Raw genomic sequence first — 18015 nt, 5'->3', positions numbered from 1 at the left:
CGCACCCCCACCCCCCCACATCGAGGAACCGACCGTCCCATGAGCATCGTTCAGCACGTAGACGACACCCTGGAGCGCGAGCTGCGCGCCGGCCCGCTGCGCGGGGTGAACGCGGAGATCGCCTTCGAGACGCCCAACTCCGACTGGGCGGCCCGGCGCTCGGGTCTGTGCCTGAACCTCTTCCTCCACACCATCGAGGAGGACACGACCAAGCGGCAGGCGGGCGACACCAACGTCATCGACGAGAACGGCGTCGTCATCGGCCGCAGCAAGCCGCCCCGGTCCTTCCGGCTCGGGTACGCCATGACCGTGTGGGGCCACAGCCCGCGCGACGAGCACCGACTGCTGGGCACCCTGCTGGAGTGGTGCGTCGCCACCGAGCGGCTGACGCCCGCCCCGTCCCCGTACGGCGGCACCTCCCTGGTGGACCGGCCGACGCTCCACCTGCGCGAAGTCCCCGACGGCGCCGAATCCCCCGCGTCGAAGCTCTGGTCGGGCCTGGGCACCCCCGCCCGGCCGGTCCTGGACCTGCTGGTGACCGTGCCCGTCAGCCCGCCGGGCGCGAAGGTGACCACCGAACCGATCCGGGAGTTCGGCCTGCGGGCCGCCACGCTCGACCCGCCGATCGTGGCGCCGGAGCCGCGGCCCCGCGCGCCCCGGCCCCGCGGGACGGCCCGGCCGCGGCGCAACGTGGAGGAGCTCGGCGTGAAGTCCTCCAGTGGATACACACCGTCATCTTCTGCCCCGCACCAGGCGGAATCCGGCGCCTAGATTGAATCCCGGCACCGTCGGGATGCTCATCCCGGCACCTTCGGGATTCTCGGACCACAGGCGAGGCGGGCAGGACAGTGCGGCAGTTCGGCGGGGCGGCGCGACGGTTCACCGGACCGGTGGTGACGCCGGGCAACGGGCCGGGCGCGGATCCGGGACTCTGGGTCGCGCCGACGTTCGTGGTGCGGACCGCCGGGGTACCGGCCGGGGAGCTGGCCGCGCTGCGCGCGACCCGTACCTGGGCGGCCGTCGACTCCCTCGTCCCGGCGCACCGCTGGCTGACCGAGGAGGGGCAGCTGCTCTCCGCGCTGCTGGCCCGGCCCTCACCCCGTGCCCGTGCGGGTACGGCCGTCGGCCCGACCGCGACCGCGACCAGTGGGCTGCGGCCCGCCGTCGCGGCCGTCCGCTCCGCCCTCGCCGCTCTGGTACCGCCCGCCGACTGGGTGTGGGCGCAGCAGGTGTGGGACGCGTTCCCCGACGAGGTGGGCGAACGCGTCGAGCGGTGGCTCGGCGAGCTGGAGCGCTACCGGCTCTGCGCCGCCGAACTCGCCGGGATCCACGCCGCCGAGACCCCCGCCACCACCGCCGCGCTGCGCACCGCCGTCGGCGGCCGCGGCTTCCGGCGCGGCCTGGTGCAGGGCAGCCCCGAGGTCTTCGCCCAGCTGGAGCGCTGGCTCCAGGACCCGGCCGCGCGGCCCTGCGACTCCGTACTGCGGCTGCTGGCCCGGCAGGTGGCCCGGGCCGCCACCCGGCCCAGTCGGTTCGCGACCTTCACCGTGACCGCCGACGGCTCCTTCCACGACGACCCCTACCCGGGCGCGGACCCGGCCGAGCGGGCGGGCGGCGGGGCCCCCGCCCACGAGGACGCGCCGCGCGGCGTCGTGGAACCCAGCGCCTGGATGCTCCAGCAGCTCGCCTGGCAGCTCGCCACCCGCCCCGAGCTGGCCCGCCGCCTCGCCGTACGGGTCAACCCGAGCGCCGTCGAGGAGGACGGCCACCTGTGGTTCCTCAGCGCCGACACCGGTGAGCCCGTCGCCCGTACGCCCGCGGACGAGGCCGTGCGCAGCTGCCTGCGCCTGGTCCGCGAGGCCCCCGGCGGCGCCACCCTCGGCGGGCTGCGCGCCGATCTCCTCGCCCTGGGCGGCCGCACCCCGCGGCAGGCCGACGCCCTCGTCGACGCCCTGGCCGCGGTCGGCCTGTTGGAGCTGCGCCTGCCCTTCGCCGACCAGGCCCCGGACCGGCTGGGCGAACTCCTGACCTGGGTCGAGCCGTCGCAGCCCGTAGCCCCGGCCCTCCCGCCCGGCACCACCCCCACCCCCACCCCCGCCCCCGGCACCCGGAGCGTCGCGGCCCCGCTGCGCGAACTGCGGCGGCTGCTGCGGGCGTACGAGGAGAGCGACGGCCCGGGCGAGCGGGCCGCGACCCGGGCCGACGCCCGTACCGTCCTGCGCGCGCCCGAGCTGACCCCCGCCCCCGGTGAGCGGGTCCGGGTGCCCGCCCGGTTGCGGGCCCGGAGCCGGAACCGGACCGCCGCGCGCACCCCCTTCCACGAGAACCTCCTGTCGGACACCGCCGTGGCACTGCCCGGGGAGCGGTGGGCGCCCGTCTGCGCGGACCTCCAGACCGTGCGCCGCCTCGCCGGGCTCTTCGACGCCGACCTGCCGCTCAAGCTGGCGCTGGCCTCGGTGCTGCGCGACCGGTTCCCCGGCGGGCTGCCGCTGCTGTCGTTCTACCGCTACGTCCAACAGTCCGCGCGGGCCGTGCACGCCCCGGCGCCCGGCCGGATCGGGGCGGCCGAGCTGCGCGCCCTGCTCGCGGGGCCGGGCGCGGCGGACGACGGCGCGCTCGCGGTCGGCGCGCTCGGCCCGCTGCGCGCGCTCGCCGCACTGCGCGCCCGCGCCCTGGACCTGCTGGGCGACGGACCGGGGGAGGAGGGCGGGGCGCACGGCGCCGTCCGGGTCGATGCCGACCGGCTCGACGCCCTGCTCGCGGCGCTGCCGACGCACGTCCGCGCACCGGACTCGCTGACCTGCTTCGTCCAGCCGCTGGACGACGACGATCCGACCGGCGCGGGGGGCGGAGGTCCGCAGCGGGCCGTGCTCGCGGGCCTGGGCACCGGATTCGGCGCGGGCCGGGCCCGGTACGACCGGCTGCGCGACCAGGACGCGAGCCGCCGGGGCGCCGACCCGGCCGGGGCGCCCCGGCCCCGGTACGCCGCCACCGCGCCGGGCCGGATCTACGCGGAGACCGACGGGGCCTTCGGCTCGAACCTCAACCTGCGCGCCGCCGGAGTGGACCACCGCATCGACTACCCCTTCACCACCACCGACGCCGACCGCACGCGCGAGCAGCGGGTCCAGCTCGCCGACCTGCGGGTGGCCCTCGACCCGACCACCGGGCTGCCGGTGCTGCGCTCGGCGCGGCTGGACGCGGTCGTGGTCCCGCTGCACCTGGGCAGCATGGCGCTGCCGCTGCTGCCGCCCGCACTGCGCTTCCTGGTCCGCGGCTTCGGGGTGCACGCGGCGCCGGACCGGCTGCCCTGGGACGTACCGGGCCCGGTCCCCCCGGACGGTGCGGTGCGGCTGCGGCCGCGCCTGGAGCTGGGCCTGCTGACCCTGCGCCGGGCCGCCTGGCGACTGCCCGTGCGGCTCTTCCCGGTGCCCCGGCCCGCCGAGCCGGAGCACGCCTACCTGGTGCGGCTCGCCGCCTGGTTGGACGCGCACGGGGTGCCGCGGGAGTTCTTCGCCCGGGTGGAGTCCGGCCCGGGCGCCGCGGAACGGCCGGGGCCGCTCCCGCTGTACGTCGACGTGGCCGTGCACCCGTTGCTGGCCGCCTTCACCCGCTCCCTGCCGTGCGGGGCGGGGGCCGCGGACGCGGTCCTCGTGCTCCAGGAGGCCCTGCCCGGCCCGGAGCGCAGGACCGGGGTGACCGAGTACGCCCTGGAGATCAACGGACTGGAGGTGCGATGTGACTAGCAGGGGATTCTCCCCCCACAAGGGGCGGTTGCCGAGCCGTGGTTGGGCCTCGGCCGACGACTGGGTGAGCCTGCACGTCCACCACCGGGGCGACCTGGACCTGCTGCTGGCGCGGGCCGTGACCCCGCTGGTGCGCGGGCTGGAGGACGCCGGGCTGCTGCGCGGCTGGTTCTTCCTGCGCTCCGGTGAGGGCGGACCCCACCTGCGGCTGCGGCTGTTGCCCGCCCAGCCCGTGCAGATCGGCGCGGTGCGGCGGGCCGCCGAGGGGCGCCTCGCCGCGTACGCCCGTACGCACGAACCGCGGGCGGGCGGCCGGTCGGTGTGGACACCGGACGGCATCGAGGAGGTCCCGTACGTCCGGGAGCCCGACTGGTCCGGGTCCGGCGAGGCGGTGACCGCCGTCGAGCGGCACTTCGCCCAGTCGAGCAACCTGGCGCTGGCCCTGCTCGCCGGTGCCCCCACCCCGCAGGCCCGGATGAACGTGGCGCTGGGCCACCTGACGATGGCCCTCGCCGCGTCGGGCCTGAGCATCGCCGAGTGCGCCCGGCTGGCGGACCCCCAGGTGATCCTGGCCCGGCCGCGGCCCTCGGAACGGCGCCGGATAGCGGGCGAGGCCCAGGCCACCTACCGGGAGTTGGGCGCGAGCCTGCGCGAGCAGACCAGCCGGTTGTGGGCCGCGGGCGCACGCCGCCGGAGCGTGGGCGTCCCCGACGACGCCCACCCCGCGGCGCACTGCGCGCGGGGCACCGGACCGGCCGCCGCCTGGTCCCATTCGGTGCGCACGCTGGCGGCCCGGCTCACCGCGCTGGCCCCCGAGCGGACGTACCCGCCCGTCGGCCCGGGCCCGTACTGCCCCGACGCGGCGTGGGCGGGGATCCGCCGCCCGCCGGACGCGGCCGTCGCCGCGCACCACGTCCTGGTCCGGGCCGCGCAGCAGTTCGCCAACCGCGTCGGCCTCGGACTCCAGCAGGAGACCTACGTCCGCCTCCTGCTGGCCCAGGCCCTGCACGACCTGGCCGGGCCGGGGCGTCCCTGAACGCCACGGGGTTCCGTCGCGCCGTCAGGGACGCCCCGGCCCGGGGTCATCAGGTCGACAGCTTCTTCTCGATGGCCCCGGTCCATGCCTCCTTCTCCGCGGGGGCATGGAGGGAGTCGCGCCATTCCGCTTCCGTCAGCCGGACCCTTCCGTCCAGACGCCGGTGCTCGGCGAAGTCCTCGGGACCCAACTGGAGGGCTCGAAGCAGCTCTTGGGCCGCTCGGGAGGCCGGACCGTCAGGTCCGGCCGCCAGCTCGTACAGCCGCGCGGCCAACACCTGCCGAGTCGACGTTCCCACCGGGCGCCAGAGGGCCAGGGCCCACCAGAACCTCGCGCTCGCGCTGAGATCGCCCGGCTCCTGTGCGGCCCGTTGGTAGCGCTTGTACACGGACCGGGAGACCTTGTACGCCCCCGTCCCGATCGTCGCCGCCGCGACGGTACCGGCGACCGCCCATCCGGCGACGGGGACCGCGGCTCCGGCCACGGCCGCGATGCCGATCGCGCCGCCGGCGGTCCCCAATCCGTCGGTGCCCAGCTGGGCGGCTCGTTTGACCTGCCGTCGGGAGCGCTGCTCCACGGCGTACTCGTGGATGCCCGCGAGCTGGTCACGCAGCTCTTGGTAGGGCTCCACATGCGCCTTCAGATCCCTTTGCGATTGCGTGAGTCGGGCGGTCACCGCGTGCAGTTCACAGGCCAGATCACCCGCGTCACGCGGCCCCAGGATCTCCTTGAGGAGCCCGTTGCGCCGCGCGCTCAGTTCCTCGACCCGCTCGACGCGCTCCTTCCCCTCCGCCGTATGCGCGTAGGGAGGCATTCCGGGCCATGCCCGCAGCCGCGACTTCACGTCGCTCGCGCGGACCAGGCTGGTGACGCCCTTGCCCACGTGGTACGCGCCGAAGGCCACCCCCACCGGACCGGTGAAGTACGACATTCCCGAGAGCGCCGACGCCTGGACGTGGAAACCGTTCACGGCGTTCTCCGCCAGGGTGAGGCCGCCCTTGGCCAGAGAGACACCCGAAGCGGCGGTCCCGATCGTCTGCTCGGCCAAAGACGCCGACTTCGCTCCCAGCGACGTCTGCGCGTACGTCATCGGCAGGTCCTGCGGAGCGAACTCCAGGCCCGTCGTCTCCTCGTGCGTACGGATCGCCTCACGGCGCGCACGCCACCGCTTGCGCAGTTCGACGATGTCACCGGCCATGGCGACGGGCCCCGCCGGGAGGCCGATGATCCCGCTCACCATGCCGCTCACCTGATGGGGCAGGGCTCCGTGCGCGAGGGCGACGGTCGGGTCCACCTGGGGAGGCGCCGTACCGTACTGATCGAGCACGGCCCGGGGCACGGACGCCAGGTTCATGCCGATGCCCCATTGCTGGAGCCTGACGGCCGCCCGGTCGTCGATGCCCTGCGCAGACGCCCCCTGGGGGGCGGGCTGGTGAGACGGTGAAGGACCGGCGGGTGGGCTGGACGCGTCGAAATCGACCGCGCGATACGTCGGTTTCGGTGTCCTGCCGCTCTGTAGATCGCCTTTCAACCGCTTGGGATCGACGATGGCGTAACTTCCGTTGCCAGGCATTCTTCTCCTTCCCGGGGGAGTCGGGCACGGCCCGGCTCCCGCAGGTTCAGTTGGGGTGGCGTGGTGCTGCTGCCCGAAGAATGCGTGGACCCGGCGGACCTCTCGCGCCCCCGCCCGAGGGGAGTTCCTCCACGGCTCCGGCACGTTCCCGGAACAGGGGGACGGGCGTGGTGCCGCTGGGCGTCGCTGTCATGCGGGGGCGGGTTCCTTCGGAGTGCGGCCGTGGTCCGGGGTCAGCCGCCGATCATCACCGTCGGCAGGCCCGCGGCGATGGTTCCCCCGTGGACGGTGGCATCCCCCATGCGCGCCGCCGGCAGACCGCCGATCATCACCGACGAGCTGCCGGCGAGGATCATGTCCGGCGCCGGGGCGGCGCAGACGCACTGGTTGCCGACGGTGGCCGCGGGCAGATTGCCGATGAGGACGGTGGGCTTGCCCGGCGGCAGGATGGGGCCGCCGACATGGGGGATCGGGGCCGGGACCGCAGGGGTCTGCATGGGGCAGGTGTGCATGTCGGTCACCCGGGCTGCGGGGGGCATGGGGCACCTCCTTCTGGAAGGGGTCGTCCCTCGCGACCGTACGGCGCGTCAGGCGGAAGGCGGACGGTCGGGAGGAGACTGTTTGTCATCGAAGGATGACGACCAGCTCATCGCGCCGCCGAGCGACGGCCAGGTCTGCGTCGGCTTGCAGGCTGCCGTGCTCGATGTCGATGTCGATCCCGTACTCCTGCATCAGCCGGTACGTGGAGTCCGCGAGCCGGGTCGCCGACGCCGCGTCCGTGACCAGGACGTTCCCCTTCTCTCCGCCGATGGAGACGACCACCTTGCGGCAAGGCGCCTAAATGGGGCCGAAGTGCGCCGGCGGGGCAGGCCGTTGGGTCTGGTCCCGGCGCCCCGGGGGGCGCTCCGGATGACGGACCTCGGACGGACGGCCCGGGCCCCGCCGACAGGCGGACCCGGGCATCGCCTCCCCCTGTTCCGGGAGCACCATGGGCGCCCCCGGAACAGGTATTACCCGGGCGGAAGGCCCCAGGCGTTCTCCACGGCTCGGCTCAAGGGACGTTGACGGACATGTCGGCGTTCGCGGGACAGTCGAAGACGAAGTTCTTGATCCGGTGAAGGCCGGTCCCCGCGCTCGCCACCTCTTCGGTACGGCCGTCACAGCTGAAGGTCATCTTCGCGATGCCGATGGCGTTCACGGTGTAGCGCGTCACCAGCTCCATCTTCATCGTCGACCTCGTGAAGAGGACGCCCGATTCGGCCTTGATCTCCCACCACCCCGTCTCCCTCGCCTGACCGGAGAAGAGCAGGACGTTGGAGTCCATGTTCTGCGCCCGGTCGATGCTGAAGGAGCTACCTGCCGCACGCGGTGCATTGCCCAACTCCTGCCCGGAGTCGGTACCGCTCGCCATCTTGGCCTCGGCATTGCCCGAGGACGAGATCCACCAGGGCTGTCCGCTGCTGATGCTGATCTTCGGACGGACCTCCGCGGTGGCACTGGGGAAGTCATCGTGCGAGATCACGTGGTGCGACTCGTCTCCGACATCCGAAGACGGGACGGTGGTCGTGGTCGTGGTCGTGGTCGTGGGCAACGTCTGAGACAGCACCACCCTGGGGGGCACGTCGGCCCAGAGGGAATCCCACTCCGACTGGGAGTAGATCTGCACACCCTCGGTCAGGTTCGGGAGGTCGTCCTGCCGCGTGCTCTGGCTGAACCAGGACTCGAACTGGTTGGAGAGGAAATCGACGCTCAGCTTCTCGTACTGCGCGGAGATCTGACCCCAGACGCTCTGTCGGTTGTCGGTGGACTGCTGTTGCCCCCCGGTCATCTCGTCGATCCGTCGTTCCACGACGTTCTGGTATTCGTGCGGAAGCGCCGAGACGTACGCCTGCGAGAGGTGGTCGGCGATACGGACGAGGCCCGTCCTGAGCCCTGTCATCGCTTCGGTCTTCCCCGCGGGGTCGGAGTCCGCCGTGAAGAGGGACTCCACCTTCCTGGTGACCTTGGTGACACGGTCCGACAGGGCAGTGAAGGAGACGGCGTAGTCGATCGACTCCCTCAAGCGGTTGTAGTCCTGCTCGGTGAACTCGGGTATGTCCAGCGGCTTGGCGAAGAAGCCGATTTCCTGGCGCGCCTTGTGGTAGTCACGGGTCTCGATGTTGACGAGGGGGTCGGCGTTTCCGTACTTCTTCTTGAGGTACGTGCTCGCGGCCTCTTGTAGCTTGGCGCTCGATGCGATGGATTTGTATATGTTCTCACCTCGCCGTCCCCAGCGCAGGCTGCTGTTCACGACGACCAAGTCCTGTATCTGTCCGACTCCTCGGTCGAACCTCTCCAGGAGGTTCATCGCGATCTGACAGGCGAGCTGTGTCGGGACGGTGTCGATCTCGCAGGTCTTCTGCACGATGAACACGCACATGCCGGCCCACGCCACCGCGTCACCGCCGGTCGTCGGCGCACCGGGAAGCGACACACCGGCACGCCATGGCTTCGGCGACCACCCGAACTTGCCGTACCCGATGCCGGGGGTGTGCGAGATGGAGATGGTGCCGGCCGCCATGTTGAGCGCGTTGGCCGCCGCGTCTCCGAGTTCTTGCCCGGTGATCGGGCTTTTGGTGTTGGGGTTGATCGCGGTCTTGGTGTCGGGTGACAGGCCCGCTCCACCGCGACTGTTCGCCCATATGTTGAGCAGGTTCTCAGGGTCCCTGGTGTGCCCGTCCGAGTTGTGGTTGAGCGTTTGCGGGTCCTTGACCTGAGAGTCGCTCATCATTTTGGGCCTGACCGCCACGTGGTGTACCGGTTCCGCGTATCCGCCCGTTCCGCCCTCGTGGCTTCCGCCCGGCCCACCCTCTGGGTTTCCGCCCGTTCCCCCCTCTTGTCCGCTACCGCCGGAATACTGCCAGGCGGCGTAGCTTCCTCCGGCCAGTGTGCTGAGGGCCAGAGCGACCATGAGCGTCCGCAGGTACGGCGAGCTGCTGTTGTACCGCTGCTCGGGTGTGAACGTCTCCGGATAGGGGTTGGGGTTGAAATCGTGCGCTTGGTCCAACAGCACCCGACGCATGTCGATCACCGTTTCCTGGCGGACACCCCCGCCCGGATTGTTGTCCTCACTCCAGGCCCTCAGAGCTGCGGCGTGCCCGGCGGGCATGGTGCTCTGCGCCGAGGCGAGGAGCTGTTGCATGTGCAGCTCCTCCTTCCCCTGCGCCGTGCGTTTCTTGTTCTGGTAATCGTTACGTCGCTTGTCGAACATGGGCTTCCTTGTGTGGCGGCTCGCGGTTCGGGGCGGGGTGTCACGCCGAGCGTGCATGGCGGTGACGGCGGCGAGGAGCTGCGCCCCGGGCATGCCTTTTCCGCGTGCGGAGTCGCCCGTGGGCGAGAGGACGGACGGGCCGAGTGATGGGGGATGACCCCTATCCACGGTAATCACGCCACGGATGGCCGATTGTCGCCGGTGGTGAACAGGGTGTGGGCAAAAGTGGTTAAAATTTGCGTCTGCACATGGTTGGGAGCTTCTGGCTCAACCCTGGTGCCGTGCGCAGTCGTCAGCGGGATGCGGCCCCGACCAGGTCATTGGTGTAGGTCCGTTCGAGGTCGATCTCCTTGGCCGCGACCTCGGGCGAGAAGGACTTCTGCAGGGCCGCCGCCGCGCGGGCGCCGTCCGCGTCGACGGCGCCGTCGGCGGAGTAGCCCGGCTTGGCGTGCTCGATGGCCGCGCGGTAGACCTCCGGATCACCGGCCGCGTACTCCTTGGGCATCGCGTCGGCGATCTCCCGCGCCGAGTGGTCCTGGATCCAGCGCAGCGTGCGGAGCATCGCGCGGGTCAGCTTCGTCGCCGTGGCCTCGTTCTTCTCCAGCCAGGAGTGACCGGCGTAGAAGACGGCCGCGGGGTAGCTGGGGACCCCGAACACCTCCTGGGAGCCCTGCGGTGTACGGGTGTCGGCGAGTATCCGCAGTTCCCGGCCGCCCATGCGCTTCTGGAGCAGCGAGACCGCCGGGTCGACCATCACGGCGGCGTCCACGCGGCCGGACTCCATCGCGGCGATGGCGGCGGCCTCACCACCCACGGCCTGGACCGAGGCGGCGTCGGGCGCCAGCCCCTTCTTGCCGAGGAGGTACTTGAGGAAGAAGTCGGTGGAGGAGCCCGGTGCGGTGATCCCGACCTTGGCGCCCTTCAGGTCCTCCACGCCGCGGATCTCCCGCGACGCCTTCGGCGAGACCGCGAGCACGATGGAGGGGGTGCGGAGCATGTTGACGAAGGCCCGTACGTCCTTGCCCTTGGCCTGCATCTGCACGGTGTGGTCGTAGTACCCGGAGGCCACGTCCACGCTGCCGCCCTGCATCGCCTGGAGCGCCTTGGACCCGCTCCCCAGGTCCTGCAGCTCGACGTCGAGGCCCTCGTCCTCGTAGTAGCCGAGCCGCTGGGCCAGGGTCGTCGGCAGGTACGGCAGCAGGGGCTGGCCGCCGATGCCGATCGTCACCTTGGTGCGGGCGCCGCCCGCGTCGGCGGGCGGCGACCCGCAGCCGCCGAGCACGAGCGTCAGGAGGCCGGCGAGGGCGAGGGCGAGGAGGGGTACGGCGCCGCGACGACGCCCGGGACGGCGCGGAGACGGACGGGTGGGGGCGACGAGGCGTGCGGAACGCATGGGCGTCCTTCCAGGAGGGGACGGAGGGGGAGCGGAAAAGCGGGAGCGGGGAGGGGCGCGTGCGTCACGGCTTCCAGCGCAGCAGGCGCCGCTCCACACGCCGGACGCCCGCGTCGACGGCGAGGACGAGGACGGCCAGGACCGCCATCCCGGCGAACACGCCAGTGGTGTCCAGCACGCCTTCGGACTGCGCGATGAGATAGCCGACACCCTGCGAGGCGCCCAGGTACTCGCCGACGACCGCACCCACCAGCGCGAACCCCACACCGGTGTGCAGGCTGGAGAACAGCCAGGTCAGCGCCGCGGGCAGGTGGACCTGGCGCAGCAGCTGCGCATCGCCGGCGCCCAGCATCCGGACGTGCCGGACCAGCACCGGATCGACGTCCCGGACGCCCTGGTGGACGTTGAAGAACACCACGAAGAAGACGAGCGTGATGCCGAAGGCCACCTTCGACCAGATGCCCAGCCCGAACCAGATCAGGAACAGCGGCGCCAGTACCACCCGGGGCAGCGAGTTCAGCATCGTGACGTACGGCCCGAGCACCGTCGACAGCACGCGGGAACGGGCGAACGCCAGCCCCGCCGCCAGGCCGAGCACGGTACCGGCGACGAGCGCGAGCAGTGCCTCGACGGTGGTGGTGCCCAGGTGCGGCCAGATGCTGCCGGAGCCGAACCAGTCGGCCAGCCGGTCGGCGATCGCCGAGGGACGGCTGAGGTAGAACGGGTCGCTCCAGCCCCGCGCGGTGGCGAACTCCCAGCTGCCGAGGACGAGGACGACGATGCCGGTGTGCAGGGCCACCCGGCTCCGCAGGCTCATCGCCGCCGCCCCGCGTCCGCCGCCGCGCCGGACGACGGCCCGGTACGGCTCTGGGCCCGGGCGACCTCCCCGCGCAGCGAGTTCCAGATGAGGGAGTAGACCTCGCGGAACTCGGGGCCGGTCCGGATGTCCATGAGGGCCCGGGGTCGTTCCAGGGGTATGTCGAAGCGGTCGACGATGGTGCTGCCCGGGCCGGAGGAGAGCACCACCACCTCGTCGGAGAGCGAGACCGCCTCCTCCAGGTCGTGCGTCACGAACAGGACCGTCTTCGCCGAGCCCGCCCACAGGGCGAGCAGCTCGTCCCCGAGCAACTGCCGCGTCTGCACGTCGACGGAGGCGAAGGGCTCGTCCATGAGCAGGATGTCGGGGTCGGTGATCCAGGTCTGCGCGATGGCCGCACGCCTGCGCATCCCGCCGGACACCTGGTGCGGGTACGACTCCTCGAACCCGGCCAGACCGACCCGGTGCAGCCAGTCCCGGGCCAGAGCGGTGCGCGCGGCCCGCTCCGTCCCGGCCAGGAGCGGGCCGAGCGCCACGTTCTGCAGGAGCGTCTTCCAGGGCAGGAGCACGTCCTGCTGGAACACGTACCCGACGCCCGGTCGTGGGCCGCCCACCGGACGGCCGAAGGCCTCCGCACGTCCCGTCGTGGGGAGGGCGAGCCCCGCGACGAGGTTGAGCAGGGAGGACTTCCCGCAGCCGGACGGGCCGACGACGGAGACGAAGCGGCCGGGCCCCACCGCCAGATCGACGCCTTCGAGCACCGGCGGGCCGGTACCACCGCCGTGCCGGTCCGGATAGGCGAAACCGACGTTCCGCAGGCAAATCGACGGTTCGTCATGAAGGGCGGGACCGGCGGGACCGGCGGGAACACATGCAGGAGCGTCATCGGGAAGGCGAGGTGAAGGCATAAGGGAATCAATTCGAGAATTCGCAGAGGTCGCACATGCGGCGGGGGAGGGGAGTCGGAGCGTATTCGTTCGTGGACTCGGGGTCGATCTTGATCCGATTCCCTGATTCTCTCAGAAATAGGCCGATTCAAAAGCTGCCGAAGAGTCGACTTTTGGGTATTGCGCGATTGCGGCGCGGGCCGTACGTCCAGCAGGATCTCGGGGTCGACCGGTGGAGGACGGGCCGTTCGGGGGAGGGCGTTCGGGGCCCGGCTGCCCCATACTCGGACCACCGCCCCGCCCCTTCGCGCTCCGTGGGACCCTTTCGTGTTCGAGAACCTGAAGAAGTGCGGCACCCGTCTGTGGTCCGCGCTCGTCGTCTCCGGCCTGCTGGGCGATCCCGCGGTCGACGGCATCGATGCCGGGGCCCGGCTCGCCGCGCTCGACGCCCACCTCCCCGGGACCACCGTGCCCCGCCCCGCCGAAGGCGACGGGGAGCAGGCCTGATCAGGTCCGGCAGTCACCTGTCAGCCGCTCACTCGTTCTATCCGTGTCATCACCGCCGAGGAAGGGACGGGACGCGGATGAGCCGTCGTCAGAAGGGCCGCAAGCACCGTGAGGTGAACCGGACACCCCGGCCGGTGGGCCGGGCCCCGCTGCGGCTGCCGGGAAGCTCGCCGCGCAAGCGGCGGCCACCGGCCGCGCGGGCCGTGGAGGTCGCCACCGCGGTCGCACCGGTGCCCGCGCCCGCGCCCGCTCCCGAGGCGCGAGGGCCCCGCGACGGGGACACCGGGCCGGCCCCCGTGTTCACGGTCCCGGTGAGCGGCGGTGGCCTCGGGCTGCCCGCCGCGCGGACCTGGCAGGGCCTGCGGGGCTCCGGACCGGCGGGGGCGAGCGTCGCGGAGCTGTGCGCCACCGCCGGGTTCACGGCGCCGACCGTGGTCCGCCACCTGCGGGCGCTCGCCGACTTCGGCCTGGCCCGCCGGTCCGAGGGCGGCCAGGTGTGGCACCCGACCGACGCCGACCCGGCCGCGATCGCCGTCGTACCCGCCCCGGCCCGCGGCGGGAACGAGCCCGCCCGACGCTGACGCCGACCCGACGCCCGGGGGCGGCCCGGCCCGGCCCTACCGGGCCCCGCGCAGGGCGGCGTTGACCCGGGCGGCGAGTTCCAGGACGCGGCGGCGCAGGCCCTCGTGGTCGTCGACCGCGAGGGTGCGGCCGTAGACGCCGGCGGCGATGTCGGAGCGGTCGGCCGCGGAGGCCGTCTCGTACTCCTCCTTGCCGCCGCGCAGGGCCAGCAGGGTGCCGTCGGCCGAGCCGATCTCCTCCAGCTGGGTCAGCAGGGCCAGATCGGCGTCCGCCAGGCCCGCGCCCGAGGACTCCAGGACGCGGCGGGCGGCGGCCGTCATCCGCTGGAGGTACTTCGCGCTGCGGTAGAAGGCCTCGCCCGCGTCGGTGTAGTGGCGCAGGTCCTTGAGCAGGTCGCCGAGCTGCTCGTTGAAAGACTGGAGGTAGTGGGCGCCGGTCACGCCGACCGCGCTCCCGGCCTGCTTGCCGACGACGTCGAGGACCGCGCCCTGGGAGTGGTAGGCCTCCATCGCGTGCCAGAGCGCGTAGCTCGTGTCCCGCCGGATCCGCAGCGCGAGGTCGTCGGACGGGTGGTCCGCGAACTGCTGCTGGGCCTCGCCCAATCGGGCGGCGTGTTCGGTGTAGATGAGGTTGCGGGCCCGGATGACGGCGTCGGGGCTGCTGTGTTCCAGCTCCTCGATGTACGCCTCGTCGTGCGTCGCGGGCCGCACCCGCCCCGTCTCCGCGCGCAGCCGTTCGGCCAGCTCGTGCACGGCCCGGCGGTGGACGGCGTCCGCCGTGTCGTGCCGGGCCCGGGCGACCTGCGCCGCCGGGGCCGGGAGCAGTCCGGTCAACCGCTCGACGTACGCCTGCCACTGATCGGCCGTCAGGTACTTGCGCAGTTTGCTGAGCGCGGCCACGTCCTGGTCGGCCTCGGCCACCTCGCGCGCCCTCGCACCGGCCGGCTCGACGATGCCCTGCGGGTCGGGTGCCTCCGCGCCGAGGGCGCGGGCCCCGACGCCCTCCCAGCCGCCGTCCGCCCGCGGGGTCCAGCGCCGGGGCCGCAGCGCCTCCCGGCCGCCGCCCACCAGCAGCTCCGTCTCCTGCCAGCGCAGTCCCTCGGTCCCGGGGACGTACGGGAAGGCGAAGTTGCCGCGCTCCGGCATGAAGTCCTTGACGTAGAGGTTCACGTCGAAGACGGTCGCGGACTCCTTGCCCCACTCGGCCCGGAACTCCGCGTTGAAGAGGGCGACGGCCGCGGCCGCCCCGGCCCCGCTGACCGTGATGTCGTAGTCCGAGGTGGGGTTGTTGCTGCCGACCGAGCGGATGCGCAGGTGCGGGTAGCGGGCGCGCAGCCGCAGGAGCATGGAGTCGATGAGCACCTTGCGGTAGAAGAAGATCTCGCGCATCCGGTCGGCGGAGCCGCCCGAGCCGCCGTACATGTCCTTCGCCGTCACCCAGTCGTTGTCGGCGTCCTCCAACAGGCGGCGGGCCCGCTCGAAGGAGGTCCCCCCGACCGGTCCCTGCGCCATCAGCCCCGGGGGGCCGCTCGGGGCCGAGTTCGGAGGCCGGGTGGAGGACGTGCGGTGCGGGGCGGCGGTCCGTCGCCGCTCCACCTCGGGACTGGTCTGGGTCATGGGGCTGCCTCACAGGTGCGGTCGGTTCCGCCTTCCGACGCTACGAGGCCCCGTCCCGGGGCGGTAGCGCCAGGAGTACAGCACCTGTCCCCTTCCGGCGGATCCGGCGGACGTTCACGGCGCCGGGGTGGCGGTGCGCGCGGCGAGGTAGCCGTGGTCGAGGAGCCACTTCACGTTCAGGCGCTGCGCCGGGCCCGGGTCCAGCAGGGCGGCGTCCAGCTTGAACTGGGTTCCGCCGCCGGGCTGTTCGAACCAGGGAGCCGCGGGGCCGCGCCGCACCGGCAGCGTCCGCAGCACCTCGTAGACGTGGTAGTCGCAGGCGGCCCCGCCCGGACGCGTCCGCAGGCTCTGGGGAGGGAGGGAGCGGGCCGGGTAGGGGTCGCCCGCCGGTGCGAGGAAGCTGCCGCTGTCCGGGCCGAAACGGTCCAGCAGGCTGCCCGGCGGCAGCGCGTCGTCGGTCCGGTCCGGTACGCCGTTCAGCTCGGCGAAGCCGTCGTGCGGCGGGTACTTCCAGCGTCCCGTCTCCGGCGGTCCCTCCCAGTACTGGCGGAGGAACGCGGCCGGTTCCAGCGCGCCGGTCCGGCGCCATCCGTCGAGCAGCCGGCCCACGGGGTGCCCGTCGCGGGTGGGCAGCACCTCGGGACCGAGGCGGGCGTCGTCGCCGTAGCGGCCCGTGCAGACGTCGGCCGCGGGAGCCGGGGAGGGGGTCGCCGCGGTCGCGGGCGGGGTTGCCAGCGCGAGCAGGAGGAGGGAGAGGAGGAGGGAGGGGAGGGTGCGTCCGGGCGTGCGGGTCCGGCTCACGGGGGGCTCCGTTCCAGAGGGGGGCGGGGGATCCCCGTCATGATCGACTCGGTGGTGCGCGGAGCCCGCGCCCGGCGCCCCGATCCGGACAGAGTCGACGGCTCGTACGTGCCCGCGCACCCGTCACATGTCGGCCGGGAGGGGCCCGGTGCGCCGGACCGCGGCGCCGGAAGGTGGTGGGTGGAGCGGTGATATCCGGACGGTCCCGAGTTGTCCTGATCCGTGCCCATCTGATTGCCACGGTCGGGGGATCCGCCGAATGATCACGTCCGGTGCGGTCGGCCCTGACGGAACCCCGACACGTGGCGCCCGTACCCCTCGGACAAGGAGACGACGTTGTCGACCCGACCCCTTCCCCTTCCGTCCCACCGCCTCGTCGCCGCGGCGGCCGTGACCGCCGCCGCGGCGCTGGCCCTGGGCCTCGCACCGGTCGCCGCGCAGGCCGCACCGCAGCCCGCGGCCGACGTCACCGCCCGGGCCGCCGCGGCCCCGACCGACAGCCCCAACCCCTTCGCCTGGGCCGAACTCGACGGCCTGCGCGCGCGACAGCTCACCACCTGGCACGGCGGTCAGCCGTTGAGTCACTGGGCCCTCACCCTCGACGAAGCGACGGCCGCCCGCGCCTACGCGGGCGGGGTGTTCTTCCTCTACGCGCCCGCGACCGGTGACCGGGGCCTCTTCCGCAACCTCGACGTCATATCGGCCACGGTCAAGGACCCGCGTCAAGTCGTCGTCACCGACGCGCAGTTCATCCGCTCGCACCCGCGCGTCGAGGTCCGCTACGGCGACCCCGCCCAGCCCGACCGGGCACGCGTGGTGGCCACCTCCACCATCTGGATGTAGTCCCACCACCCTCCGCATGCATGCGGCGCGTCCGGGCCGATTCGGGCCGGGGCGCGCCGGATCGGGCCCGCCCCACCAGCCCGTACGGCCGTGTCGGGATCGGGTGCGGGGGCGTATCGGCTCCCGCGCACTGGTACGAGCACATCAGGTCATATGCCGGACAACTTTCCTCTTGGCATGCGCGTTCGTTCCGTACCGCCGCTAGCCTGGCTTTCGCTCACTCCCCGTCAGAGACGGGCCCGCACGGCGGGCCCACGGCACGGGGGGCGTCCGCGGACCGCGCGCCGGGCCACCGAGTACCTGAGTACCGGGCGCCGGGAGACCGCCGCGGGCGCCCCCCGGGGAAGGACGTCACATGCGGAAGGAACACACCGGCCCCCGGGCCGTCCGCGGCCGCCACCGACTCGCTCCCGTCCTCGTCGCCGCGCTCGTGGGCGCGGCCACCGTCGCCGCCACCGGCGCGGCGCGGGCCGCGCCGGTGCGGATCGACATCGCCATGCGTGCGCAGGAGAAGACCAACTGGTGTTGGGCGGCCGCCGGTTCGACGATCGCGCGGCAACTGGGCGCGGACCGTTCCCAGAACGCGTTCTGCAACGCCGCCTTCGACCGGCGCCAGGACACCGAGTGCCCCAACGACCAGGCGGACCTGGGCAACGTCCAACGGGCCCTGCGGTGGGCCGGGATCGCACCGGGGAAGTACGTCACCGGCTGGCTGCGCTACAGCACCGTCAAGACGGAGATCGACGCGGGCCGCCCCGTCGAGACCAGGGTCCTGTGGACCTCCGGCGGCGGGCACATGCACGTCGTGTACGGCTACGACGAGGCGAAGCAGTGGGTGTACTGGGGCGACCCCTGGCCCTCCTACACCCGCTACAACTGGGGCTCGCACGACTACTACCGGGACAACGGCTCCTTCCGGTGGACCCACTCGCTGTACGAGATCGGGAAGGGATGACCGTGTCCG

At 73.0% G+C, this 18015-nt stretch carries 16 protein-coding genes; 7 read left to right on the top strand and 9 right to left on the bottom strand.

Annotated features, from left to right (window positions below; genetic code table 11):
* The first annotated feature begins 39 nt into the window (after positions 1-39).
* From ACFWAR_RS14775 to ACFWAR_RS14765, 3 genes are all read left to right on the top strand, one after another.
* Positions 40-771 carry a DUF4255 domain-containing protein gene (locus ACFWAR_RS14775; RefSeq protein ID WP_385776885.1) on the top strand — a complete coding sequence of 244 codons (732 nt, stop codon included), beginning with the start codon at positions 40-42 and terminating at the stop codon, positions 769-771.
* A gap of 77 nt (positions 772-848) precedes the next feature.
* On the top strand, positions 849-3746 hold the full coding sequence (locus ACFWAR_RS14770; RefSeq protein WP_385776882.1) for a lantibiotic dehydratase: 2898 nt from the start codon (positions 849-851) through the stop codon (positions 3744-3746).
* On the top strand, positions 3739-4782 hold the full coding sequence (locus tag ACFWAR_RS14765; protein WP_385776880.1) for a thiopeptide-type bacteriocin biosynthesis protein: 1044 nt from the start codon (positions 3739-3741) through the stop codon (positions 4780-4782). Before ACFWAR_RS14770 ends, ACFWAR_RS14765 begins: the two co-directional genes overlap by 8 nt.
* Positions 4783-4831: 49 nt before the next feature.
* Here the strand turns inward: ACFWAR_RS14765 and ACFWAR_RS14760 are convergent, their stop codons facing one another.
* The 7 genes from ACFWAR_RS14760 to ACFWAR_RS14730 all read right to left on the bottom strand — a co-directional run bounded on the left by ACFWAR_RS14760 (position 4832) and on the right by ACFWAR_RS14730 (position 12639).
* A complete protein-coding gene (locus ACFWAR_RS14760; protein ID WP_385776877.1) occupies positions 4832-6136 on the bottom strand; it encodes a hypothetical protein in 1305 nt (434 codons plus the stop codon).
* 452 nt (positions 6137-6588) lie between these two features.
* Positions 6589-6894, bottom strand: coding sequence for a PAAR domain-containing protein (locus ACFWAR_RS14755; RefSeq protein WP_385776874.1), 306 nt, complete (start codon positions 6892-6894; stop codon positions 6589-6591).
* An 85-nt stretch (positions 6895-6979) separates the two neighbouring features.
* Entirely contained in the window at positions 6980-7177 is a 198-nt protein-coding gene (locus ACFWAR_RS14750) for a hypothetical protein (protein WP_385776872.1), read from the bottom strand.
* Positions 7178-7406: 229 nt separating this feature from the next.
* Positions 7407-9605 (bottom strand): hypothetical protein, encoded by a 2199-nt coding sequence (locus tag ACFWAR_RS14745; RefSeq protein ID WP_385776870.1) that lies wholly within the window; start codon positions 9603-9605, stop codon positions 7407-7409.
* A gap of 292 nt (positions 9606-9897) precedes the next feature.
* On the bottom strand, positions 9898-10998 hold the full coding sequence (locus ACFWAR_RS14740) for an ABC transporter substrate-binding protein (protein WP_385776868.1): 1101 nt from the start codon (positions 10996-10998) through the stop codon (positions 9898-9900).
* A 64-nt stretch (positions 10999-11062) separates the two neighbouring features.
* The gene (locus tag ACFWAR_RS14735) at positions 11063-11815 is read right to left on the bottom strand and encodes an ABC transporter permease (protein ID WP_385776866.1); all 753 of its coding nucleotides are present in this window, start codon (positions 11813-11815) and stop codon (positions 11063-11065) included.
* Positions 11812-12639, bottom strand: coding sequence for an ABC transporter ATP-binding protein (locus tag ACFWAR_RS14730; RefSeq protein WP_385776942.1), 828 nt, complete (start codon positions 12637-12639; stop codon positions 11812-11814). The genes ACFWAR_RS14735 and ACFWAR_RS14730 overlap by 4 nt, the downstream gene beginning before the upstream one ends.
* A 390-nt stretch (positions 12640-13029) precedes the next feature.
* Here ACFWAR_RS14730 and ACFWAR_RS14725 point away from each other — a divergent pair, with 390 nt between their 5' ends.
* Both ACFWAR_RS14725 and ACFWAR_RS14720 read left to right on the top strand, forming a co-directional pair.
* A complete protein-coding gene (locus ACFWAR_RS14725; RefSeq protein ID WP_385776864.1) occupies positions 13030-13209 on the top strand; it encodes a hypothetical protein in 180 nt (59 codons plus the stop codon).
* 77 nt (positions 13210-13286) lie between these two features.
* The gene (locus tag ACFWAR_RS14720; RefSeq protein ID WP_385776862.1) at positions 13287-13790 is read left to right on the top strand and encodes a hypothetical protein; all 504 of its coding nucleotides are present in this window, start codon (positions 13287-13289) and stop codon (positions 13788-13790) included.
* Between the two features lie 36 nt (positions 13791-13826).
* Here the strand turns inward: ACFWAR_RS14720 and ACFWAR_RS14715 are convergent, their stop codons facing one another.
* On the bottom strand, positions 13827-15407 hold the full coding sequence (locus tag ACFWAR_RS14715; RefSeq protein WP_385776860.1) for a hypothetical protein: 1581 nt from the start codon (positions 15405-15407) through the stop codon (positions 13827-13829).
* A gap of 114 nt (positions 15408-15521) precedes the next feature.
* Positions 15522-16208, bottom strand: coding sequence for a TNT domain-containing protein (locus ACFWAR_RS14710; RefSeq protein ID WP_385776858.1), 687 nt, complete (start codon positions 16206-16208; stop codon positions 15522-15524).
* A gap of 336 nt (positions 16209-16544) precedes the next feature.
* On the opposite strand from ACFWAR_RS14710, the gene ACFWAR_RS14705 reads away from it, so the two are divergent.
* Both ACFWAR_RS14705 and ACFWAR_RS14700 read left to right on the top strand, forming a co-directional pair.
* Positions 16545-17051: a hypothetical protein gene (locus ACFWAR_RS14705; RefSeq protein ID WP_385776856.1), complete on the top strand. Its 507-nt coding sequence runs from the start codon at positions 16545-16547 to the stop codon at positions 17049-17051.
* 355 nt (positions 17052-17406) lie between these two features.
* Positions 17407-18006 carry a papain-like cysteine protease family protein gene (locus ACFWAR_RS14700; protein WP_385776854.1) on the top strand — a complete coding sequence of 200 codons (600 nt, stop codon included), beginning with the start codon at positions 17407-17409 and terminating at the stop codon, positions 18004-18006.
* Positions 18007-18015: the final 9 nt, after the last annotated feature.

The organism is Streptomyces sp. NPDC059917 (assembly GCF_042730635.1).
GTDB lineage: Bacteria > Actinomycetota > Actinomycetes > Streptomycetales > Streptomycetaceae > Streptomyces.
This window is presented reverse-complemented; position numbering and strand designations above follow the sequence as displayed.

Excerpts from the sequence above, each read along its gene's own strand:
- ACFWAR_RS14775 (WP_385776885.1), top strand. The coding sequence starts at position 40 with ATGAGCATCGTTCAGCACGTAGACGACACCCTGGAGCGCGAGCTGCGC.
- ACFWAR_RS14760 (WP_385776877.1), bottom strand. The coding sequence starts at position 6,136 with ATGAACCTGGCGTCCGTGCCCCGGGCCGTGCTCGATCAGTACGGTACG.
- ACFWAR_RS14755 (WP_385776874.1), bottom strand. The coding sequence starts at position 6,894 with ATGCCCCCCGCAGCCCGGGTGACCGACATGCACACCTGCCCCATGCAG.
- ACFWAR_RS14745 (WP_385776870.1), bottom strand. The coding sequence starts at position 9,605 with ATGTTCGACAAGCGACGTAACGATTACCAGAACAAGAAACGCACGGCG.
- ACFWAR_RS14740 (WP_385776868.1), bottom strand. The coding sequence starts at position 10,998 with ATGCGTTCCGCACGCCTCGTCGCCCCCACCCGTCCGTCTCCGCGCCGT.
- ACFWAR_RS14735 (WP_385776866.1), bottom strand. The coding sequence starts at position 11,815 with ATGAGCCTGCGGAGCCGGGTGGCCCTGCACACCGGCATCGTCGTCCTC.
- ACFWAR_RS14720 (WP_385776862.1), top strand. The coding sequence starts at position 13,287 with ATGAGCCGTCGTCAGAAGGGCCGCAAGCACCGTGAGGTGAACCGGACA.
- ACFWAR_RS14715 (WP_385776860.1), bottom strand. The coding sequence starts at position 15,407 with ATGACCCAGACCAGTCCCGAGGTGGAGCGGCGACGGACCGCCGCCCCG.
- ACFWAR_RS14700 (WP_385776854.1), top strand. The coding sequence starts at position 17,407 with ATGCGGAAGGAACACACCGGCCCCCGGGCCGTCCGCGGCCGCCACCGA.